The following is a 20,299-nucleotide window of genomic DNA, read 5'->3' on the forward strand; positions in this document are numbered from 1 at the left end:
GAAGAGTTCAGTCGGGGATTTCCCCGTTGGCTTCCAGGACTCTGCCAGCAAGGTAAAGCGATCCGGTAATCAATATTGTCTGGTGCCGGTCGTCACATTCTCGGGCGAGGGTGGCTGCGATGTCTTCCAGCGCCAGGCCGATGGTGTCGCATGGCTGGGCCACCTTGATGCCGAGCGTCCGCGCGGCCTGACAAATTTCTTCGGGCGAATGATGGTCGTGCCCGTCGATAGGGATGGCCCATAGCCGGTCTATGTGAGGAGCCAGGGGGGCGAGGAAATCTTCAACCCTGCGGTTGCGCAACATCCCGATCACGACATTGAGCACCGGACAATCGGCCAACTCTTTTGCTATGACACGGGCCGCATCCGGGTTGTGCCCGCCGTCGAGTACGCATTCAGCACCGGGTACGATGGCGGTAAGAGGTCCGGGGGCGAGACGCTGAAGCCGGGCAGGCCAGCGGGCCGCGAGCAGCCCCCGTGCCATGGCGTCTCCCGCAACCGCGACTTCATCCTGGTGGCGAAGCATGGCGACGGCGAGCGCGGCATTATCGGCCTGATGCGCGCCCGGCAGGCGGGGAAGGGGCAAGGTGAGCGGGCCTGCGCCGTCGCGATAATGCAGCACATCATCCGCCTGGGCGATCCATTCCTGCCCGCGCATGGCAACCGTTGCGCCGGTCTGCCTCGCAATTTTAACGATCTGGGCCGTCGCTTCCGGAGGATAGGATTGCGTGACCAGCGGCACCCCTCGTCTGGCAATGCTGGCCTTCTCAAAGGCGATCCGCGCCAATGGATGATCCGGCGCAGCAGGGTCTTCGCGCAACAGGAATGCTTCGTGATCTATGCCGAGAGAGGCAATGCCGCAGGCGGCGGGGTGCTCCATCACGTTTGTTGCATCGAAGCGCCCGCCCAGGCCGACTTCAATGACGCAGGCGTCCGCCTCGATATGGGCGAAGGCAAGGAAGGTCGCTGCGGTAGTGACTTCGAAGAAGCTCGGGCCAAGATCCTCGCTCTTGTCCAGCACTTCGCCCAGGAGATCGGCCAGCAGTGCGTCGTCGATCAGCTGGCCGGCAACCCGGATGCGTTCGTTGTAGCGCACAAGGTGAGGCTTGGTCGCCGAATGGACTGTAAGCCTCTGTTCCTCCATCATGAACCGCAAGAAGGTGCAGGTTGACCCTTTGCCGTTGGTTCCCGCGACGTGAAACGTCGGCGGGAGCAGTTCTTGCGGATTTCCCAACCGTCCCAGGATCGTGCGGATCGTCTCCAGACCGAACCGGCCCTGAGGCAGGGACAGTCTGGCCAGACGATCGAGTTGAGCCTGAACGGCCGGGTCGTCGGATGTGGCGAAATCCTTCACCGGCGGCCCATGGGATCAGGCGGCTTGTGCCGGGTGAAGATAATCGAGCAGGCGGGCAAGAGTCGCTCGCAGGGATTTCCGCTCTACCACCATGTCGACCATACCGTGCTTGTGCAGATATTCCGCCCGCTGGAAACCTTCAGGTAGACTTTCACGAATGGTGTCCTGGATCACGCGTTGGCCAGCAAAGCCGATCAGAGCGCCGGGTTCGGCGATGTGGATGTCGCCCAACATGGCGTAGCTGGCCGTGACGCCGCCTGTCGTGGGGTCGGTCAATACGACGATATAGGGAAGCCCCGCTTCTTTCAGTCGCCGGGTCATCACAGTGGCCTTGGGCATTTGCATCAGGCTAAGAATGCCTTCCTGCATCCGGGCCCCGCCAGCGGCCGTGAAGACGATATAGGCACATTCCTCTTCCAGCGCGCGCTTCGCGCCGTTCACGAAAGCCTGTCCGACGGCCATGCCCATCGAACCGCCCATGAAGGTGAAATCCTGCACCCCGACAATGGCTTTGTGACCTTCGATTGCGCCGAGCGCGACCTGGAATGCGTCCTGATGCGGGCTCTTGGCGCGGGCGGCCTTGATTCGATCCGCATATTTCTTGCTGTCGCGAAATTTCAGCGGGTCTTCCGCAACTGAAGGTTCGGGGAGCAGCTCGTAACCAGGATCAAGGATCTGTGCGAGCCGTGTGTCGGCACCTACGCGGCCATGATGATCGCAACGCGGGCATACGAAGAGATTTTCCTCATAATCGCGTGCGAACAGCATTTCGCTGCAGTTCGGGCATTTGACCCAGAGATTGTCGGCGCTTTCGCGCTTGCGGCCAAACGGGATCGATTTACGGATTTGGGTAAGCCAGCTCATGATGATGCCTTATCGGGCCGAATGGACTGCTTGTGCAAGTGCGGCGGTCAGTTCGCGCACAGGCCCGGCTGCGTCCGCGCCGTGCCGACCGACCAGTTCGACAAGTGCCGAACCGACCACTACGCCATCAGCGACTTTGGCGATTGCGCTCGCCTGTTCAGGCGTGCGCACTCCGAAGCCAACTGCAACTGGCAGCTCGGTGGCAGATTTCAGCCGGGTCAGCGCCTGTTCGATCGAATCGAGCGCAGCCTGCTGCTTGCCGGTGATTCCAGCCACTGACACGTAATAGAGAAAACCTGAGGAGCCATCGAGAACGGCGGGCAGGCGTGCCGCATCGGTGGTCGGCGTGGCGAGGCGGATCAGCGACACTTCCTTACCGCGCAAGGCAGGGCCGAGATCGGGGTCTTCCTCCGGCGGTATATCGACGCAGATTACCCCGTCTACGCCAGCCTTGGCGCATTCGTCGGCGAACCAGTCCGCGCCGCGCCGTATCATGGGATTGGCATAACCCATCAGTACCAGCGGCACATCAGGATGGCGCTGCCGGAAAGCGGTTGCGATAGCGAACACGTCCGCAGTCTTGGTGCCTTTGCCAAGCGAACGCAGGTTGGCTTCCTGAATAGCCTGTCCGTCCGCCATCGGATCGGTAAAGGGCATGCCCAGTTCAATCACATCCGCGCCACCGGCAACCAATGCGTCGAGATTGGCGGCGGTGTCACCGTCGCCAGCGGTAATGAAGCAGACGAGGGAAGGGTGCCCCTTCGCGAATGCGGCTGAAAGGCGGCTCACAACTTTACTCCCAGCGCGTCGGCCACAGTAAAGATGTCTTTGTCACCGCGGCCCGACACGTTCACGACCACGATTTTGTCACTGGGCATCTCTGCCGTCAGCTGTGGCAGAGCAGCCAAAGCGTGGGAGCTTTCGAGTGCGGGAATGATCCCTTCGAGCTTGCAGCACAGTTGAAAGGCATCCAGCGCTTCCTGATCGGTGATCGGGATATATTTCACGCGGCCGCTTTCGTGCAGCCAGCTGTGTTCGGGCCCGATGCCGGGATAGTCGAGCCCGGCCGAGATCGAATGGGCTTCGGTGATTTGCCCGTCTTCGTCCTGGAGCAGGTATGTCTTGTTGCCATGAAGCACACCGGGGACTCCGCCGGTCAAGCTGGCCGCATGTTCGCCAGTTGCGATCCCGTGCCCGGCTGCTTCGACGCCGACCATCGCCACGTCAGGATCGTCCAAAAACGGGTGGAACAATCCGATCGCATTTGACCCGCCGCCAACGGCCGCAACCAGCATGTCGGGCAGGCGACCTTCCGCCTTCATGATCTGCTCGCGTGCTTCCTTGCCGATGACTGACTGAAAATCGCGAACGAGTTCAGGGTAAGGGTGCGGTCCTGCCGCTGTGCCGATGATGTAGAACGTGTCGTGCACATTGGCGACCCAGTCGCGCAGCGCCTCGTTCATGGCATCTTTCAGCGTTTTTGCGCCGCTTTCCACCGGTATCACTTCGGCGCCGAGCAATTTCATGCGGAATACGTTGGGTTGCTGGCGGGCGACATCGGTCGAACCCATGTAGATCGCGCAGGGCAGACCGAACCGCGCACAAACGGTGGCCGTAGCCACCCCGTGCTGCCCGGCGCCTGTCTCCGCGATAATCCGCGTCTTGCCCATTCGTATCGCAAGCAGGATCTGGCCGATGCAGTTGTTGATCTTGTGCGCGCCGGTGTGATTCAACTCTTCGCGCTTGAAGTAGACTTTCGGACCATTTCCATCCGGGGCCTGTTGCCGGAAATGCTCTGTCAGCCTTTCCGCGTAATAGAGCGGACTGGGGCGGCCTACGTAGTGTTCGAGCAGGTCGTCGAACTGAGCTTGAAAGGCAGGGTCTGCTTTGGCGGCCCGATATTCCTTTTCCAGATCGAGGATCAGCGGCATCAGGGTTTCGGCGACGTATCGGCCGCCGAAAGCGCCAAAATGCCCGCGTTCGTCGGGCTGGTTGCGGTATGAGTTTGCTGGTGTGCTGGTTGCAGACATATCTGATCGCGATTGGCAGAGCCGACCCGTGAAGTCCAGCCCGAGCGCTGTTCCTCGATCGCGAGATATGCTTGCCGATTAGCGATGCGCGTCAGGCATGCGTTGCCATCTTGCAACAAGATTCGCGGTAATACTTATCTGAATGGAAGGTTCACTCGCCCGCAAGGTGGCGAATCCTAATCCTGCCATCGCCCCCGCATCTCAAGAAGGGGCTTTGTTTTCAGGAGTTTAATTATGCGTCTTGTTCTTTTTGCGCTCGCCGCCGCCACTCTTGCGGCCACCCCCGCGATGGCTAACGAAGGCCGTATCGAAGCCCGCGGCGGCGTGATCTGGAATGGCAGCGACAGCGAGGCGATTGCTGGCGTTGCAGCAGGTTACGATTTCGATATGGGCGACAAGTCCTTCGTCGGCCTGGAAGTGTCCGGTGATAAGATTCTCGAGGACAATACACGCGTTTCCTTCGGTGCTTCGGCGCGTGCCGGTGTGAAGACCGGCGCATCCGGTAAGCTTTACGCCGTTGGAGGATACGCAACGAAGCCGTGCAAGTTCTGCGAGGATTCGGTCAACCTGGGTGCTGGCTACCAGCATAACTTCGGCCAGAACTTCTACGGCAAGGTCGAATATCGCCATAACTTCGTCGGCAACGGAGTGACTGACACCGATGTTGCCGGTGTCGGCCTGGGCATGCGCTTCTGACCGGCCGCAAGCTCAAGGTCTAGTTGAGTGAAGGGGTGGCCCACGTGGGCCGCCCCTTTTTATTGGGACCGGGCAGCGTTGCAGAACGCGGCAATCCGATCGACGTCCTTTACCCCTGGCGCACTTTCCACACCCGATGACGTATCGACCAGAGTCGTGCCAGTAATTCGGATGGCTTCACCGACGTTCTCCGGTGTGAGGCCGCCGGCAAGACCCCATCCGGCTGTGCCGCTATACCCGGCGAGCAGGGACCAGTCGAAGGCGAGCCCCATGCCACCGGGCAATGCGCCCTTGGGCGTCTTGGCGTCGAATAGGATCAGGTCGGCGATTTCGCGGTACTGCAACGCCCGTTCGACATCATAGGCGGATGCGACCGGCAACGCCTTCCAGACGGGCAGGCCGAACCGCGTCTTGATTTGAGCGGTTCGCTCAGGGCTTTCGGAACCGTGGAGCTGGATGATGTCCAACCGTCCTGCCTGAACACCCTCAGCAATTTCCAGGTCGTCGGCATTGACGAACAGGCCGACTTTTTTTGCGCGTGTTCCGACCTGAGCGGCGAGTTCAGCAGCATCGCTCGGCGTCAAATTGCGAGGGGATGGAGCATAAAAGACGAAGCCGACAAAGTCCGCTTGCGCTCTGATGCAGGCATCGAGTGCCGCCGACGAGGTAATCCCGCAAATCTTGATCTTGGGCGGTGCCATTCTCGGCGCGATAGACCAAACCCCCGACAGGTGGAAGTCCGCAAACGCAAGGTTTGCTTTACCTGCTCTACCTATGGATGGGTATCGTATTCAGCTGAAACGGGGGGATCATGAAGCTGTTGTTCACGATTGTCATCGCGGCTCTGACCGCAGGGGGATTATATTATGCCATTTCCCAAAGGCAGCCGGCGGACGTGTATGCGCTTCCCGTGTCCGACACCTATCAGCGGTTAAGGACTGCCGACCTGATGCCAGGGGGAAAAAGCTTCTTCGGCATGATGGCATTTTCATCTGCCGGGGATGGGCGCGACACGGTAACCTGGACCGGAGATTATTCGCACAGCCATAGGAGCTGCAAGATCGATATGGCGCCATGGGTGGAGGACCCGGCCAAGACGAAGCTTGTAGTTACCTGTGCCGGCGGCGCGCTTTCGGACGGGGCGGCAGCAGGGATGGCCCACAATATGTTCCGCGCCGCAGTCATAGAAAAGATCGATTCGACCCTCGAAGGGCGACCGTTCGACGAACAGCTTGCGCGGGGCTCGACTGCTTCGGGTTGGCCTGATGACGGCGTGGATGGCAGCCTCGCCACTGCCCGCAAGAACGCGATTGAAATGTCGCGAGAAGCTGCGCGGATGCAGAACGAGCTTAAGGAGCAGGAGCGTGCCGCCAAAAAGCAGGCGGAGTGGGATGCGTTCAATGGCGGCCCCGCTGCCGATGATTTCGGGCAATAGGTGCGGGAAATTTTTCGGTGATCTCGGTCTAGAGCGTCGCCTCGATCGCGCGGGCTGCGGCCACCGGATCATCCGCTCTGCTGATGGGGCGTCCGATTACCAGGACACTGGCACCATCGTCGCGAGCCTGACGCGGTGTAACGATTCGCTTCTGGTCCGACTTGTGGCCGTTATCCGGTCGCAATCCCGGGACAACGAAGAAACCGTCTTTCCATTGGCGATGGATTGCAGCGACTTCATGGCCTGAACAAACAATCCCGTCGAGACCTGCGGAATGGGCGAGTTCGGCCAGTCTGAGAGCCTGATCGTGTGGTGTGCCGCCAATACCGGTGGCGGCCAGGTCTGCCTCATCCAGGCTGGTCAGCACTGTGACTGCAACCACCTTGGTGTGCTCGCCCGCTGCGGCCTTGGCGTCTTCCATCATCGCCCGTCCACCTGCCGCGTGGACAGTGACGATTGACGGTTCCAGAACATGAATCGCTTGCATGGCAGAGGCGACCGTATTCGGAATATCATGCAATTTCAGGTCCAGGAAAATGGGCAGGCCGATATGGGCCATTTCGTGAATACCATGATGGCCATGGGCGCAGAAGAATTCGAGGCCCAGTTTCAGTCCCCCGACATGCGCCTTCACCTTTTGGGCCAGAGCTTGTGCGGTCTCTATTTGCGGGACATCGACGGCAAGATAGACGGGATTGCTCATTTGGCCTCTTGTGCAGGCGGATTGGAGATGGACTGATCTTCGATCTGGTTTTCCTGAACCGGCTCGATGGCGGGCGAAGGCGCCAATGCGGCACTGGCGCTACGCATGGTATTTTCCAGACCGTTGATACGCCGTTCGAGCCGCCACTTCATGCCCTGATGGAGCAACCACATCGGCACGAGGCCGACGAGGAATGAAACGATGACCAGGGCGGGAAGCTTGGTTTCAAGGATCAGGCCTTCCCAGATCTTCACCGATACGGGTGTCCAGTTGTTGATCGCGAAAACAAGCAAGGCGACCAGCACCAGAACCCAGACGATCGTGCGGATGATTTGCATGGGCTCAATGCCTCCTTCACGCTGCGGTCGGACTGTCCGGAATGCTAGGGCGATTGTGACTGGAAAGGAAGGGCGCGTTGTTCAACCGAAAACGCGGTCGAATACCCGGTCCACCTGCTTGAAGTGGTAATCGAGGTTGAATTTGTCTTCCAGTTCTTCGGTCGAGAGTGCGGCGGTCACTTCAGGATCCTGCTTGAGCAGATCGAGAAGCGAGAGCTGACCATCCGATTCCCAGACCTTCATCGCGTTACGCTGGACCAGTCGATAGGCGTTGTCGCGCGTGATGCCAGCCTGCGTGAGTGCCAGCAGCACGCGTTGCGAATGCACCAGACCGCCCATCCGATCGAGATTCTTCTGCATCCGCTCTGGATAGATTACCAGTTTGTCGATCACGCCTGTCAGCCTCGCCAGCGCGAAGTCGAGAGTAATCGTCGCATCCGGCCCGATGAAGCGTTCGACCGACGAATGGGAAATATCCCGTTCATGCCACAAGGCGACATTTTCCATGGCGGGCACGGTTGCGGAACGGACCATGCGGGCGAGACCGGTCAGGTTCTCGGTCAGCACGGGGTTGCGCTTGTGCGGCATGGCGCTGGAGCCTTTCTGGCCCGGTGAGAAATACTCTTCCGCTTCCAGCACTTCGGTGCGCTGCAAGTGGCGCACTTCGACGGCGAGGCGCTCGATCGAACTGGCAATAACGCCAAGCGTCGCAAAGAACATCGCATGACGATCGCGGGGAATGACCTGGGTCGAGACCGGTTCCGGTGTCAGGCCGAGCTTTTCGGCGACATATTCTTCCACTGAGGGATCGATATTCGCAAACGTGCCGACAGCGCCGGAAATGGCACAAGTCGCGATTTCCGCCCGAGCGGCAACCAGGCGAGTCTTGCAGCGATCGAACTCGGCATAAGCTTGCGCCAGTTTGAGGCCGAAGGTGGTCGGTTCCGCATGGATACCATGGCTGCGGCCGATCGTTGGCGTATATTTGTGTTCCTCTGCACGGCGCTTGATTGCGGCAAGCAGGGCATCGAGATCTTCAAGCAGAATATCGGATGCGCGGGCGAGCTGCACGGCAAGCGTGGTGTCGAGCACGTCGGAACTGGTCATGCCCTGATGCATGAAGCGGGCTTCCGGGCCAACTTGCTCGGCCACCCAGTCGAGAAACGCGATCACGTCGTGCTTGAGTATGGCTTCCTTGGCGTCGATCGCAGCGACGTCAATGGCAGGGCCAGTCGCCCACCAATCCCAAAGCGCCTTTGGCCCACTTTCCGGCACGACCCCCAATTCGCCCAGCTTCTGGGTCGCGTGGGCTTCAATCTCGAACCAGATGCGATAGCGCGCTTCGGGCTCCCAGATCGCAGTCATTGCGGGGCGGGCGTAGCGGGGGACCATGTTTCGACTCCTTGGGTATTCGCGCGCAGCCGCTACGGGCCGCAAACGCGGAAGGCAAGGGGCGGAGTTGTAATTGAGGGCGCGCGCCCTGCTGTCAGAGCTGGTTTAGCAGGGGAACGACAGGTGCCATGTCGAAATAGTCGCGCCAGGCGGTTATCTTGCCACCATTCACTTCGAACACACCCATCACGGGCAAATCTACCCAGCCATCCGGCATCAGGAAGCGGTCGGTACGTTCATTCATGACCGTATCGAGGCCATTGCTGACCGATTTGTGGACAACCCAATCGACTTCGCTGGCGATTTTGAAGAACGGCTCCAGCATGGCACGTACTCCCGCATGGCCGGAAACCGGGTCCATCGGAATATTGTGATAATGGACGTCTTCCGCGAAGCAGGCGAGTACGGCGTCGATATCCTTCCGATTGCAGGCTGCGATCATCGCATCGACAACGTGTTCCGGCTTGCTCACGATTTCTCTCCACTTTCAAGTAGTTCGGGCGATGTACTTACGTTTTTTGGTTATGGCTAGCCGATCTCGAAAGTGAAAAAGCGGCCGCGGGCTCAACATATGCGAATCATTCCGAGGGGCTGCCAGAAACGCTGGCTGACAGTGAATGGCGGTCCCCAAATGGCTCAGGGGATGGCCGCCTGAGATATCGGCCAATGAAATGTCAGCGCGCTTTCGCCGTCCGCACTTCCATCCTCTTTGAAGCGTCGTTCGATAATTGTGCCGTGCCCATCGCGAGTGATGGCAACAACTGTACTACAGCGGGTTCCGTATATTGGCCGACGGATGAAAACCGGGGCAAAATCGGGATCGGGCCCATTTCCCAATTCACCGGGGGCCGGGCCGGGTGTTTCCTTGCGCAAGGCCGCGAGCAGTGGTTCCAGGTTTCGGGCATCATTCGCGAGCCAATCACTTACATCGCCGCAGAGTTGACGGGTTTTAGGCCAAGGCTGGGAAAAATCGCCATTCGATAGGCCGTGGACACCCGGTGAAAGGGGAATACGCTGTTCCTCGGGATGGTTGGAGAGCAACCAGGCGCCGGTCACCTCCGCGAGCAGGAGATTAAAGGGGTTGTAGCGGTTCAGCGATGCGGTTTCTCCGCCGGAAAGAGCGATGGTGACAAGCTCCCCCCGTGAAGGCCGACCTGGCTGGGGATAGCCGGGTCCGAGTACGCGATAGTTGGTGACGAGGGCGAAGCGCCCAAGATCCGATACGCCCAGCCACGTTCCACCGGCGAGCAAATCCCGCCCGGCGATAATTCCGCTGCCGTCATCCCACCGTTCCAGGGGCCCGCTCGGTCGGCTGTGGAACTCGTCGCGATTGCCAAGCGCTATGAGCAACCAGTCGGGATGGGCATCCCATGCGAACGCGGCGATACACATTCAGACCTCCATTTCAGACAAGGCCCTTGGCCCTCAAGGAGACATGACCTTCACGGCCCACGATGACATGGTCATGCACTGTTACGCCCAGCAGGCGCCCGGCTTCGGCAATATGGTTGGTAATCTGGATGTCGGCGTGGCTGGGTTGTGGCGATCCGGACGGATGATTGTGAACGATGATCAGCGCAGTCGCTCCGATATCCAATGCCTTGCGAATCACTTCGCGCGGATGGATCGCAGCTTCGTCCACGGAACCGTCTCCGACATGATGATCCAGAATCAGTCGGTTTTGGGCATTGAGATAGAGAATGCGCACACGCTCCACAGTCAGATGCGCCATGTCGATGTGCAGGTAATCGAGCAGTGCTTGCCAGCTTCCCAGAACCGGTTGTTGCTGCACTTCGTTGCGGGCCATCCGGCGGGCTGCGACTGCCACGATCTTGAGCGCTGCGGCGCTGACTTCGCCCATCCCCTGAACTTGGGACAGGGTGGTCGGATCTGCGTTTAGCACCCCTGCCAGAGAGCCGAATCGCCGCAGCAATGCCTTTGCAGTGGGTTTCGTATCCCCTCGACTGCGGGCGGCGAACAGGAGGTATTCCAGCACTTCGTAGTCGGCCAGAGCTTCCGCTCCGCCGTTGAGCAAGCGTTGCCGCAATCTCGCGCGATGCCCTGCGGCATCGGGTGGGCTCGGATTGTCACCGGCCAACTGCAACTTCCTCCGGTCTTGTGTGTTGATGTTTCACGCGGTTCAGCTTGAAGCAATTGCTGCAATGCATTGCCTTTGCATGGGCTTGCGCGCAAGTGTGGGTGGCGATGGCCGAACTGGAAGATGAAGCAGAACTGGATGCAGGGGAGGCTGTCCCAGCGCCACGCAAGCGTTTGCGAGGGCGCATTGCGCTGGCCATTGCCGGGGTTCTGCTCGCCGCGTTGGCGTTGGCCTGGTTCACGCGTGAGGATATTGCCGACAATATTATTGCGAGTCAGCTGGAAAGCATGGGCGTTCCGGCGACTTACGAGATTGAGCAGATCGGGCCGTCGAAACAGGTTTTGACCCATATCGTCATTGGGGACCCGGAACGGCCGAACCTTACTGTAGAGCGCGCGGAAGTGACGATCTACCAGGGCCTGGGCCTGCCCTACATCGGGCGTGTGCGAGTGGTCAGGCCGCGGCTGTACGGCACTTACCACGCGGGGAAGCTGAGTTTCGGCGCACTCGATCCGCTCTTGTTCGACGATACGAGCAACGAGCCGTTTTCGCTGCCGCACTTCAATCTCGACCTTGAGGATGCGCGCGGTCTGGTCGAAACGGATTACGGCCCCATTGGTCTCAAGGCAGAGGGACATGGCGGGCTGCGCAGTGGATTTTCAGGGATTGTCGCGGCCGTTGCCCCGGAATTGACAGGCGAAGACTGCAAGTCCGCAGACGCCAGCTTTTTTGGGACGATTACAGTCTCCGATGCCAGACCAAAGGTTTCCGGCCCTGCGCGGCTTGCATCGTTTGCTTGCGGCAAACAGGCCTTGTCACTGCGTGATGCTTCGGTCGGATTGGAACTGTCCGCCGATGATACGCTGGATAATCTTGATGGCAGTTTCGACTTGCGCGGTGGGACAGGCCGTTACGGGGATTTTGCGCTCAGCGGGCTCAACGGGACCGGTGCGCTCACTCTGAAAGGGGATGCGTTGACCGCGCGCTACGATGCGGTTGCGCGCGGTGTGGATTCGCCCGCTGCGGCATCCGCCGTAGTCACTGGCAAGGGGCGCATTCGCGGCAATCTGGCGCAGGCCCGGTATGAATGGGACGCGGACTGGGAAGGAAACGGGGTGCGCCTGTCCAATCGCGTGGACGGGGCTTTGGGAGACCTTGCCGGGAGCAGCGAAGGGACTTTGCTGGCCCCGCTGCTTGAACGGATCAGGCAGTCTTTGCGACGGGAAGGGAGAGGCAGCCGATTACTTGCCCAGACAACCTTGCGCTACACTGACAAGGGGTTGAGTCTCGTTGTGCCCCAGGCATCGCTTCGTGGCGGCAGCGGTGCAACGCTGCTGTCGCTTTCCCGCATTCAGTATGCACAGGGAATGACAGGTCCCGCGCAACTGTCGGGTAATTTTACCACGGGAGGTGTGGGCCTGCCCCAGATTACCGGTCGCATGGATCAGCGGGATGGAGGCAAGACTGTCCTGCGGTTGACCATGCCGGAGTACCGTGCGGGTGGTGGAAGTCTGGCGGTGCCCGAACTGGTGGTTCTGCAGAATCGCACTGGCGCCCTGGGTTTTGCCGGGTCAATTCGGGCTGGAGGAGCCTTGCCCGGCGGCCTGGCGGATGGTTTGCTCGTTCCCGTGTCGGGTAACTGGTCTGATACGCGCGGGCTTTCCCTCTGGCCCAATTGCACGGACGTACGCTTTGACCGGCTGGTGATTGGAGGAGTGCGCATCGAGAAACGCGGGCTGACGATATGCCCGCAACGCGGTGGTGCGATTGTGCGCAGTGATGCCAATGGTACGCGTGTTGCCGGCGGAACAACGGGGCTGGATCTGTCCGGTCAGCTTGGGGATAGCCCGGTTCGGATTCGCAGTGGGCCTATCGGCTTTGCGGTCCCGGGCACCTTTGCTGCGCGTAATTTCGACGTTACGCTTGGGCCTGCTGGAACAGAGACTCATTTCAATCTGGCGAGTCTTGAGGCCCGGATCGGAAATGGCATTGCAGGGCATTTCTCGGACGCTGATTTCAAACTCTATGCCGTGCCGCTGGATCTGCTGGACGGGGAGGGTGAATGGCGGTTCGAGGGTAGCCGGCTGATCCTGTCGAATGTGAAAATGCAGGTTGAAGACCGGGAAAAACCGGGAAGGTTCGAACCGTTGGTTACCGACGGTGCGGAACTGACATTGGTGGACAATAAAGTTGCGGCCGATGCATCGCTCAAAAATCCTCGCAGCGGTCGCGAAGTGGCGCAGGTGGCTCTGGTCCACGATCTGACCACCGCCTCGGGACATGCGGATCTTGCCGTCGGCAATCTCACTTTTGACAATGAATTGCAGCCGGACATGTTGAGCGGGCTTGCTCTTGGCGTAATCGCAAATGCCAAAGGTACGGTGACTGGAAAAGGCCGTATCGACTGGGATGAATCCGGTGTGACGAGTTCAGGCCGGTTTACAAGTGACGGGCTTGATTTCGCTGCGGCGTTCGGCCCCGTGCAGGGGCTGTCGGGAACGGTGGTGTTTACCGATCTGCTCGGTTTGCAGACTGCTCCGGATCAACGATTGAAGATTGCGGCGATCAACCCGGGTATCGAAGTGCGCGATGGTGAATTGAGCTTCGATATGAAGCCCGGCTTTATCCTCGACGTTAATGGGGCGCACTGGCCTTTCATGGACGGCAAGCTGACACTTGAACCAACGCGGATGAAGCTCGGAGAGGCGGAGACGCGCCATTATACCCTGACCGTTGACGGGCTGGACGCAGCGGTATTCGTGCAAAGGCTCGAACTTGGCAATATCATGGCGACCGGCCGGTTTGACGGTTCGCTTCCGCTGGTCTTTGACGAGGATGGCGGGAGAATAGAAGGCGGGCACCTGGTTTCGCGCCCACCCGGCGGAAATGTCGCCTATCTTGGGGAGCTTACGTACAAGGACCTCTCTCCGATGGGCAATTTTGCATTCGATGCGCTCCGTTCGATCAACTATGGTTCGATGCGTATCGACATGAACGGTTCGCTGGCCGGGGAAATCATTACGCGGGTGAGTTTCGACGGACTGAGCCAGGGGACAGGGGCCAACAAGAATTTTCTCACCCGTCAGGTCGCGAAGCTCCCGATCCGCTTCAATCTAAACATACGCGCGCCGTTTTTCTCGCTGTTTGGCTCATTCAAGTCGCTCTATGATCCGACGCTGGTGGCCGATCCGGCATCGCTGGGTCTGTTGGAAGGGCAGCAGCAAGGGGCAGTGCCCGTTCAGCGCGTAGTCAGCGAGGGAATGCAATGAAACGGTCGCAATTGACCGAAGGCGGACTGGCTGCAACAACCGTTATCATGCAGGGAAGGCAGCAAGCGATGCGTAGGTCGTTTCGTGCCACAGTAGGTGGCGCATTGGTACTGATAGGAGGCGCGCTGGCGTGTTCTGGTTGCATTTCGGTGTCCGCACCGGACAAGCCGATCGTCATCGAGCTGAATATCAATATCAAGCAGGAAGTCGTGTACAAACTGGACAAAGGCGTTCAGGACATGATTCAAGAGAATTCGGAGATTTTCTGATGTTTTCCCATGCACTTGCTCGTGCCTTTGGTTTGGGTGCCGTAGCTGCGCTTGCGCTCGCACCGGTTGGCGCCATGGCGGCTCGCGATCCTGCTTATGCAGCTGCGCGGGCGGCTGGACAGGTTGGGGAGAAACCCGATGGCTATCTCGCCGCACTTGGCGGAGGCTCTTCGGTGTCGGCATTGGTGGATGATCTCAATATCAAGCGCCGCGCGGCCTATACTTCCGAAGCACGGACCCAATCGGTCACTGTCGATCAAGTCGCTTTTGTCGCCGGCTGTCGCAATATCCTGCGTACGGTTGCTGGCGAAAAGTATCAGGCGCCTGACGGGACGTGGCAAACCCGCACCAGTGCGGCCCCGATCCGCGATTCTCGTTGTCCCTGACGGGCGTTAACCGGATTTCGCTGAAATTGGGCCGCCCGGCATTGCAGTGTCAGGGCGGCTTTTCTTTTTTCGCAGGACACATTCGCTTCCGTTCCGGTTGACTCGGGAAATCCCCCTGCCTAAAGGGGCGGCGCCCTCGGCGGACAGGTCTTTGCCCGTGCTGTGCTGCACGTAAATATGGAGCAAGGCATGAGCGAAGAATCGTCCGGCCGGGAACCTATCGGTGAAGATGCGCGGATCGACGCGCTCGAAGAGCGGCTTAAAGCTGCGCGCGAGCGGGAAGATGAGCGTAACCGGCCGCAAGTTAAGGGTGTCGATGCGAACTATCGTCTCGGCAACCGGGTACTGGCCGAATTACTGGGGGGGATCGGTGGCGGTGCTTTGATCGGTTGGGTGATCGACCGGTTTGCAGGTACTGCTCCATGGGGTCTGTTGGTGATGATGTTCTTCGGAATTATCGTTGCCTTCAGGAACATTATCCGGATTTCGAACCGGCGTCCTGACTGATCCCATGGGGGGGTTTGATTGGGGCGCTGTCTGTTCAAGTGGCGCAGGGATTAACGCAAGTGGCAGCCGAGCAGGCCAAAGTCGACCCGATGCACCAGTTCGCGATTGAGCCGCTTTTCGGCTCCGCGCACTGGGAAATTGCCGGTTACAACATCGCTTTCACCAATTCCGTGCTGTGGATGGTCATCTCGGCCGTTGCGCTGTGGATTTTCGTGGCGGGCGGTATGAAGCGGGAACTGGTTCCCGGCCGCTGGCAAATGGCGGTTGAAAGCTTCACTGGCTTTATCGATGATTTGCTTGAAGCGAATGTGGGCAAGGAAGGGAAGAAATACGTTCCGTATATCTTCTCACTGTTCATGTTCATTCTCTTTGCCAACGTATTGGGCCTGGTTCCCTTGCCTCTCGCGATGGCGGGAATTCATCCCTTCACGACCACCAGTCACTTTACCCTCACCGGCGTGCTGGCAATCATATCCTTTCTGATCGTTCTGGTCGTCGGCTTCTGGAAGCATAAGCTTCACTTTTTCTCACTCTTCGTACCGCATGGCACGCCGCTGCCGATGATCCCGATGATTTTCGTCATCGAGTTGGTCAGCTTCCTTGTGCGTCCTTTCAGCCTCGGTCTGCGTCTCTTCGTTGCCATGATGGCTGGGCACGTTCTGCTTGAAGTGCTGGCGAGCTTCGTCATCGATGCGAGTAACGCGGGTGCGGGTTATGGCCTGCTGATCGGCATTCCCAGCTTCGTGCTGATGTTGGCGATCTGTGCGCTTGAGCTGCTGGTCGCGGCGATCCAAGCTTATGTGTTCGCGCTGTTGAGTTCGCTCTACATCAACGACGCAGAGAATCTTCACTAAGTTTCATCCACGTTTACGGAAATCGAATTTCCAGGCTTTACGAAAAGGAGTTATTCAAATGGACCAAGAAGCAGCCAAGCTGGTCGGTGCGGGTCTCGCTGCGATTGGCGCCGGTATGGCCGCCATCGGTGTGGGTAACGTGTTCGGCTCGTTCCTCGAAAGCGCACTGCGCAACCCGGGTGCCGCCGACGGTCAGCAGGGCCGTCTGTTCATCGGCTTCGCCGCGGCAGAACTTCTCGGTCTGCTGTCGTTCGTTGTCGCGATGATCCTGATCTTCGTCGCCTGACGAAATCCTGACGACTGCTCCGGTCGGGCCTAGCGTTCCGGCCGGGGTTCTATTTTTGTTGCGCCAGACCTCGGGACCAACCGATGCCTCAGATAGCCCAGCTCGCCGAAACCTATTCCAGCCAGATATTCTGGTTGCTGGTGATTTTCGGGTTCGTCTTTTTTGTGATTGGTAAAGGCATGGTGCCCAAAGTGATGGGCACTGTGGAATTGCGCGATAAACAGATCGGCGCGGATCTTGCCGCTGCCCAGGATGCCCGCAACCAGGCAAATGCCGAGGAAGAGGCGTGGCGCAAGCGCGAGAACGAAAATCGTGCTCAGGCCCAGGCTCTCGTCGCTCAGGCAAAGGTTGATGCCGCAGCTGCGTCGGAAAAGAAGCTTTCCGCCGCGCAAAAGCGCATCGACAAGAAAATGGCTGATGCAGAAGCGAAGATTGCCGATGCGCGTGCAGCAGCCCTTGTCGAGTTGGAAACCGTGGCGAGCGAAGCGGCCCAGACAATCGTTGAGAAGTTGGCTGGGGTAAGCGTTCCTGCAGCATCGGCCTCTTCCGCCGTCAAGAAAGTGCTGAGCAATGGCTAATCCCGCAGCAGAACTGTCCGGTGAACATGCGGTGGATGCAGGTGCTCACTCCGAGCATCTGACCGCAACGGTCGAGCATCCGGCTGCCGATGGTCATCATGCCGAACCCGTGGCCTTTGGGCTTAACCCTTCGGGGTGGGTCGGTTTGGCAATGCTTGTGTTCCTTGGGTTGCTTCTCTGGAAGAAGGTTCCCGGCATTCTTGTCGGCGGGCTGGACGCCAAGATCACCGAGATCAAGCATCAGCTCGATGAAGCAAAGCAACTGCGTGCTGAAGCAGAGGCACTTCGTCAGGAGTATGCGAACAAGATCGCCAATGCCGAGAAAGATGCGGCGGCGATGATCGAGCATGCCCAGCAGGAGGCGGAGGCCATTGTCGCCAAGGCCGAAGTCGATACGGAAGCGATGATCAAGCGCCGTAAGCAGATGGCGGAAGACAAGATCGCCGCTGCCGAGCGTGGCGCGATTGATGAATTGCGCGCCAAGGCTGCGGATGCAGCCAGCATCGCAGCCGGCGGACTGATTGCGGAATCGCATGACGCCACAGCGGACAAGAAGCTGGTAGATGAGGCAATCGCCGGAATTTAATGGCGAGAGACCAAACGCTTGCTTTGACCAGAAAAAGGCCCTCCGCATGCGGGGGGCTTTTTTTTATTTGGCCAACCAGTTCGGCTGCCTTCCCATCTGATGAGATGAGACTGATCCGGCGCATGGGGCTGCGGCGGGTTTTTCACTGCCAGGCTTGCTCGGCTCCTTCGACGGGGGAGATGATATTCCCTCTTGCTGATGCGGTTCGCGTAATAGCTTGTGTAAGTGATCGGGTCAGTTCCCTAAACAGGAGCCGGACCCTGTTGCTTGGCGACCCCGGGAGCGGACCTTGTCTCACCGCGGTGAGCTCATTCGGACGTATGTGTCGAGGGCACCCTCTCATCCGATCTGTCTGAGGTGTGCATCCGGGTTACGACATTGCATGACTCTACTGTCGTATTCCGTCGGGCCTCTCGGTGAGCGACTTCGTGCGCTGGTCAAGGGGGCATTGCACAAGACCCGCTAGGAGTTCGAGCATATCCCCCAACGCTACTGCGGGCAGCGCTTCTGGGGCAGGGGTTAGTGCTCCACTAAATCAGGCTCGCCGATGACATCATCATGCGTTGCCTCGACTGACATTCCCACAAGAACGGCTTTAGCCCCATACCATGCTCTTAACAGCCATCCGCGGTTCCAATCATTCAGACGTATTGAGCCAAGTGGCTGTAGATAGCCGATACGTTGAGGCGGCCTCCTTTTTTCGCACCTCGGAGTAGTCTGTCTCTCTGTACCCGGCAAACGAAAGGCCCGCCCGGATCGCTCCGGACGGGCCTCGTATTTCATGCCGGTAAAGGCTGAGAAGCTTACTGCTTCTGCTTCAACGCTTCGCCGAGGATGTCGCCGAGCGATGCACCCGAATCGGACGAACCGTACTGTTCGACGGCTTCCTTTTCTTCGGCCAGCTGGCGGGCCTTGATCGAGAAGTTCGGCTTCTTCGAGCGATCGAAACCGGTAACCATGGCGTCGACCTTCTGGCCGGCCTGGAAACGATCAGGACGCTGTTCATCGCGATCGCGTCCGAGATCCGAACGCTTGATGAAGCCGGTTGCGCCGTCTTCGCCAGCCTGAACTTCGAGACCGCCATCGCGGACTTCGAGGACCGTAACAGTGACGACTTCACCGCGGCGGAGCGATCCGCTGGTTCCGCCGCCAGCGGCCGGGGCACCCTTTTCAAGCTGCTTCATGCCGAGGCTGATGCGTTCCTTCTCGACATCGACGTCGAGTACGACGGCCTGAACCTGCTCACCCTTGCGGTGCAGAGCCAGCGCGTCTTCGCCCGAAATGCCCCATGCGATATCCGACATGTGGACCATGCCGTCGACATCGCCGTCCAGACCGATGAAGAGGCCGAATTCGGTAGCATTCTTGACTTCGCCTTCGACGGTCGAACCGATCGGGTGCTTGTCGGCGAAAGCTTCCCACGGATTCTGCTGAGCCTGCTTGAGACCGAGGCTGATCCGACGCTTTTCGGAATCGACTTCGAGCACAACCACTTCGACTTCCTGCGAAGTCGAAACGATCTTGCCCGGATGCACATTCTTCTTGGTCCAGCTCATTTCGGAAACGTGGACCAAGCCTTCGATGCCCGGTTCCAGCTCCACGAAGGCACCATATTCGGTGATGTTCGTGACAGTGCCGTTGAGCTTCGCACCGACCGGGTACTTGGCGGCGACGCCATCCCACGGATCGCTTTCAAGCTGCTTCATGCCGAGGCTGATGCGCTGCGTATCCTGGTTGATGCGAATGATCTGAACGGACACGGTGTCGCCGATATTGACGACTTCGCTCGGGTGGTTGACCCGCTTGTAGCTCATGTCGGTGACGTGGAGGAGGCCGTCGATGCCGCCGAGGTCGACGAAGGCACCGTAGTCGGTGATGTTCTTGACCACACCATCGATCACCTGGCCTTCGGCCAGCTTGTCGATCAGTTCGCTGCGCTGTTCGGCGCGGGTTTCTTCCAGAACGGCACGGCGGGAAACGACGATATTGCCGCGACGACGATCCATCTTGAGGATCTGGAACGGCTGCGGCATGTCCATCAGCGGAGTCACGTCGCGGACCGGACGAATATCGACCTGCGAACCGGGAAGGAATGCCACGGCGCCGTCGAGGTCGACAGTAAAGCCGCCTTTGACGCGGCCGAAGATACGTCCTTCGACGCGCTTGCCTTCACCGAATTCAGATTCGAGTTTGTCCCAGGCGGCTTCGCGGCGGGCGCGGTCGCGGCTGAGCATTGCTTCGCCGTCGGCGTTTTCGACGCGGTCGACGTAGACTTCGACTTCGTCACCGACCGACAGGCCGTGTGGCTGGTCGCCATGGGTAAATTCGCGGAGAGCAACGCGGCCTTCGCTCTTGAGGCCTACGTCGATTACGACATTGCCGTTTTCAATTGCGGTAATGGTGCCTTTGACAACGCGGCCTTCGAAGCCGCCTTCGTCGGCAGCGCCGAGCTGTTCATCCAGAAGTTTCGCGAAATCATCGCGAGTAGGGTTTGCCGAAGTGGCCATAAGTTCTGTTCCTAACTCACATTTTTCCGGCCAGGCGGTTGGGTCCGCCGGTCTTTTCTCCACCCCGGGCACCATTGCCTTGGGTGGGCCAAAGGGCCGAACTGCCCACCGGGTCGAATACCCGGGCAGGCATTCTCCAGGGTTGAG

At 59.3% G+C, this 20,299-nt stretch carries 22 protein-coding genes; 10 read left to right on the top strand and 12 right to left on the bottom strand.

The features are described 5' to 3' along the window. Positions 1–7: 7 nt before the first annotated feature. Genes MB02_RS12865 through trpB form a run of 4 tightly spaced genes read right to left on the bottom strand, consistent with a single transcriptional unit; the run spans position 8 to position 4,248 of the window. Positions 8–1,354, bottom strand: a complete 1,347-nt coding sequence (locus MB02_RS12865) for a bifunctional folylpolyglutamate synthase/dihydrofolate synthase (RefSeq protein ID WP_067538237.1) — start codon at positions 1,352–1,354, stop codon at positions 8–10. A 15-nt stretch (positions 1,355–1,369) separates the two neighbouring features. Continuing rightward, positions 1,370–2,218: an acetyl-CoA carboxylase, carboxyltransferase subunit beta gene (gene accD / locus MB02_RS12870; RefSeq protein ID WP_067538240.1), complete on the bottom strand. Its 849-nt coding sequence runs from the start codon at positions 2,216–2,218 to the stop codon at positions 1,370–1,372. Between the two features lie 9 nt (positions 2,219–2,227). Beyond that, positions 2,228–3,007, bottom strand: coding sequence for a tryptophan synthase subunit alpha (gene trpA, locus MB02_RS12875; RefSeq protein WP_067538243.1), 780 nt, complete (start codon positions 3,005–3,007; stop codon positions 2,228–2,230). After that, on the bottom strand, positions 3,004–4,248 hold the full coding sequence (gene trpB / locus MB02_RS12880; RefSeq protein ID WP_067538246.1) for a tryptophan synthase subunit beta: 1,245 nt from the start codon (positions 4,246–4,248) through the stop codon (positions 3,004–3,006). Before trpB ends, trpA begins: the two co-directional genes overlap by 4 nt. Positions 4,249–4,482: 234 nt before the next feature. Here trpB and MB02_RS12885 point away from each other — a divergent pair, with 234 nt between their 5' ends. Next, on the top strand, positions 4,483–4,944 hold the full coding sequence (locus MB02_RS12885; protein WP_082826187.1) for an outer membrane protein: 462 nt from the start codon (positions 4,483–4,485) through the stop codon (positions 4,942–4,944). Positions 4,945–5,003: 59 nt separating this feature from the next. Here MB02_RS12885 and MB02_RS12890 read toward each other — a convergent pair whose 3' ends face one another. Then, the gene (locus MB02_RS12890) at positions 5,004–5,645 is read right to left on the bottom strand and encodes a phosphoribosylanthranilate isomerase (RefSeq protein WP_067538253.1); all 642 of its coding nucleotides are present in this window, start codon (positions 5,643–5,645) and stop codon (positions 5,004–5,006) included. Between the two features lie 110 nt (positions 5,646–5,755). On the opposite strand from MB02_RS12890, the gene MB02_RS12895 reads away from it, so the two are divergent. After that, complete coding sequence (locus tag MB02_RS12895; protein ID WP_067538257.1) at positions 5,756–6,379, top strand: hypothetical protein; 624 nt, start codon at positions 5,756–5,758, stop codon at positions 6,377–6,379. Between the two features lie 28 nt (positions 6,380–6,407). Here the strand turns inward: MB02_RS12895 and pyrF are convergent, their stop codons facing one another. The 6 genes from pyrF to radC all read right to left on the bottom strand — a co-directional run bounded on the left by pyrF (position 6,408) and on the right by radC (position 10,910). Further along, complete coding sequence (gene pyrF / locus MB02_RS12900; protein ID WP_067538260.1) at positions 6,408–7,082, bottom strand: orotidine-5'-phosphate decarboxylase; 675 nt, start codon at positions 7,080–7,082, stop codon at positions 6,408–6,410. Further along, positions 7,079–7,420: a lipopolysaccharide assembly protein LapA domain-containing protein gene (locus tag MB02_RS12905; RefSeq protein WP_067538264.1), complete on the bottom strand. Its 342-nt coding sequence runs from the start codon at positions 7,418–7,420 to the stop codon at positions 7,079–7,081. The genes pyrF and MB02_RS12905 overlap by 4 nt, the downstream gene beginning before the upstream one ends. 81 nt (positions 7,421–7,501) lie before the next feature. Next, on the bottom strand, positions 7,502–8,812 hold the full coding sequence (gene purB / locus MB02_RS12910; protein WP_067538267.1) for an adenylosuccinate lyase: 1,311 nt from the start codon (positions 8,810–8,812) through the stop codon (positions 7,502–7,504). Positions 8,813–8,906: 94 nt separating this feature from the next. Beyond that, the gene (locus tag MB02_RS12915) at positions 8,907–9,284 is read right to left on the bottom strand and encodes a limonene-1,2-epoxide hydrolase family protein (RefSeq protein ID WP_206598598.1); all 378 of its coding nucleotides are present in this window, start codon (positions 9,282–9,284) and stop codon (positions 8,907–8,909) included. Positions 9,285–9,448: 164 nt separating this feature from the next. Continuing rightward, the gene (locus MB02_RS12920) at positions 9,449–10,204 is read right to left on the bottom strand and encodes an NRDE family protein (RefSeq protein ID WP_067538269.1); all 756 of its coding nucleotides are present in this window, start codon (positions 10,202–10,204) and stop codon (positions 9,449–9,451) included. Positions 10,205–10,217: 13 nt separating this feature from the next. Continuing rightward, positions 10,218–10,910: a RadC family protein gene (gene radC, locus MB02_RS12925; RefSeq protein ID WP_235829516.1), complete on the bottom strand. Its 693-nt coding sequence runs from the start codon at positions 10,908–10,910 to the stop codon at positions 10,218–10,220. Between the two features lie 47 nt (positions 10,911–10,957). Here radC and MB02_RS12930 point away from each other — a divergent pair, with 47 nt between their 5' ends. From MB02_RS12930 to MB02_RS12965, 8 genes are all read left to right on the top strand, one after another. Next, positions 10,958–14,179 (top strand): intermembrane phospholipid transport protein YdbH family protein, encoded by a 3,222-nt coding sequence (locus MB02_RS12930; protein WP_170304738.1) that lies wholly within the window; start codon positions 10,958–10,960, stop codon positions 14,177–14,179. After that, complete coding sequence (locus MB02_RS12935) at positions 14,176–14,448, top strand: YnbE family lipoprotein (RefSeq protein WP_170304739.1); 273 nt, start codon at positions 14,176–14,178, stop codon at positions 14,446–14,448. Before MB02_RS12930 ends, MB02_RS12935 begins: the two co-directional genes overlap by 4 nt. Beyond that, positions 14,448–14,834 (top strand): YdbL family protein, encoded by a 387-nt coding sequence (locus MB02_RS12940; protein WP_067538275.1) that lies wholly within the window; start codon positions 14,448–14,450, stop codon positions 14,832–14,834. Before MB02_RS12935 ends, MB02_RS12940 begins: the two co-directional genes overlap by 1 nt. Before the next feature lie 189 nt (positions 14,835–15,023). Beyond that, positions 15,024–15,341, top strand: a complete 318-nt coding sequence (locus MB02_RS12945; protein WP_067538727.1) for an AtpZ/AtpI family protein — start codon at positions 15,024–15,026, stop codon at positions 15,339–15,341. Between the two features lie 59 nt (positions 15,342–15,400). Further along, complete coding sequence (locus tag MB02_RS12950; RefSeq protein WP_268872973.1) at positions 15,401–16,195, top strand: F0F1 ATP synthase subunit A; 795 nt, start codon at positions 15,401–15,403, stop codon at positions 16,193–16,195. A gap of 58 nt (positions 16,196–16,253) precedes the next feature. Continuing rightward, positions 16,254–16,481 (top strand): F0F1 ATP synthase subunit C, encoded by a 228-nt coding sequence (locus tag MB02_RS12955; protein ID WP_067538277.1) that lies wholly within the window; start codon positions 16,254–16,256, stop codon positions 16,479–16,481. Positions 16,482–16,564: 83 nt separating this feature from the next. Continuing rightward, positions 16,565–17,059 (top strand): F0F1 ATP synthase subunit B family protein, encoded by a 495-nt coding sequence (locus tag MB02_RS12960; protein ID WP_067538278.1) that lies wholly within the window; start codon positions 16,565–16,567, stop codon positions 17,057–17,059. Beyond that, positions 17,052–17,645, top strand: coding sequence for a F0F1 ATP synthase subunit B family protein (locus tag MB02_RS12965; protein ID WP_067538279.1), 594 nt, complete (start codon positions 17,052–17,054; stop codon positions 17,643–17,645). Before MB02_RS12960 ends, MB02_RS12965 begins: the two co-directional genes overlap by 8 nt. A gap of 803 nt (positions 17,646–18,448) precedes the next feature. Here MB02_RS12965 and rpsA read toward each other — a convergent pair. Further along, positions 18,449–20,152, bottom strand: a complete 1,704-nt coding sequence (gene rpsA / locus MB02_RS12970) for a 30S ribosomal protein S1 (RefSeq protein ID WP_067538281.1) — start codon at positions 20,150–20,152, stop codon at positions 18,449–18,451. Positions 20,153–20,299 lie beyond the last annotated feature (147 nt).

Origin of the sequence: Croceicoccus estronivorus, from assembly GCF_001625325.1 — a bacterium.
In the GTDB taxonomy this organism is placed as follows: domain Bacteria; phylum Pseudomonadota; class Alphaproteobacteria; order Sphingomonadales; family Sphingomonadaceae; genus Caenibius; species Caenibius estronivorus.

Bases quoted from the DNA above. Each gene is read 5' to 3' on its own strand.
- MB02_RS12920 (WP_067538269.1), bottom strand. From the start codon at position 10,204: ATGTGTATCGCCGCGTTCGCATGGGATGCCCATCCCGACTGGTTGCTC.
- MB02_RS12960 (WP_067538278.1), top strand. From the start codon at position 16,565: ATGCCTCAGATAGCCCAGCTCGCCGAAACCTATTCCAGCCAGATATTC.
- MB02_RS12895 (WP_067538257.1), top strand. From the start codon at position 5,756: ATGAAGCTGTTGTTCACGATTGTCATCGCGGCTCTGACCGCAGGGGGA.
- MB02_RS12885 (WP_082826187.1), top strand. From the start codon at position 4,483: ATGCGTCTTGTTCTTTTTGCGCTCGCCGCCGCCACTCTTGCGGCCACC.
- trpB (WP_067538246.1), bottom strand. From the start codon at position 4,248: ATGTCTGCAACCAGCACACCAGCAAACTCATACCGCAACCAGCCCGAC.
- MB02_RS12945 (WP_067538727.1), top strand. From the start codon at position 15,024: ATGAGCGAAGAATCGTCCGGCCGGGAACCTATCGGTGAAGATGCGCGG.
- purB (WP_067538267.1), bottom strand. From the start codon at position 8,812: ATGGTCCCCCGCTACGCCCGCCCCGCAATGACTGCGATCTGGGAGCCC.
- MB02_RS12905 (WP_067538264.1), bottom strand. From the start codon at position 7,420: ATGCAAATCATCCGCACGATCGTCTGGGTTCTGGTGCTGGTCGCCTTG.
- MB02_RS12890 (WP_067538253.1), bottom strand. From the start codon at position 5,645: ATGGCACCGCCCAAGATCAAGATTTGCGGGATTACCTCGTCGGCGGCA.
- MB02_RS12955 (WP_067538277.1), top strand. From the start codon at position 16,254: ATGGACCAAGAAGCAGCCAAGCTGGTCGGTGCGGGTCTCGCTGCGATT.
- MB02_RS12935 (WP_170304739.1), top strand. From the start codon at position 14,176: ATGAAACGGTCGCAATTGACCGAAGGCGGACTGGCTGCAACAACCGTT.
- MB02_RS12940 (WP_067538275.1), top strand. From the start codon at position 14,448: ATGTTTTCCCATGCACTTGCTCGTGCCTTTGGTTTGGGTGCCGTAGCT.
- rpsA (WP_067538281.1), bottom strand. From the start codon at position 20,152: ATGGCCACTTCGGCAAACCCTACTCGCGATGATTTCGCGAAACTTCTG.
- pyrF (WP_067538260.1), bottom strand. From the start codon at position 7,082: ATGAGCAATCCCGTCTATCTTGCCGTCGATGTCCCGCAAATAGAGACC.
- MB02_RS12965 (WP_067538279.1), top strand. From the start codon at position 17,052: ATGGCTAATCCCGCAGCAGAACTGTCCGGTGAACATGCGGTGGATGCA.
- accD (WP_067538240.1), bottom strand. From the start codon at position 2,218: ATGAGCTGGCTTACCCAAATCCGTAAATCGATCCCGTTTGGCCGCAAG.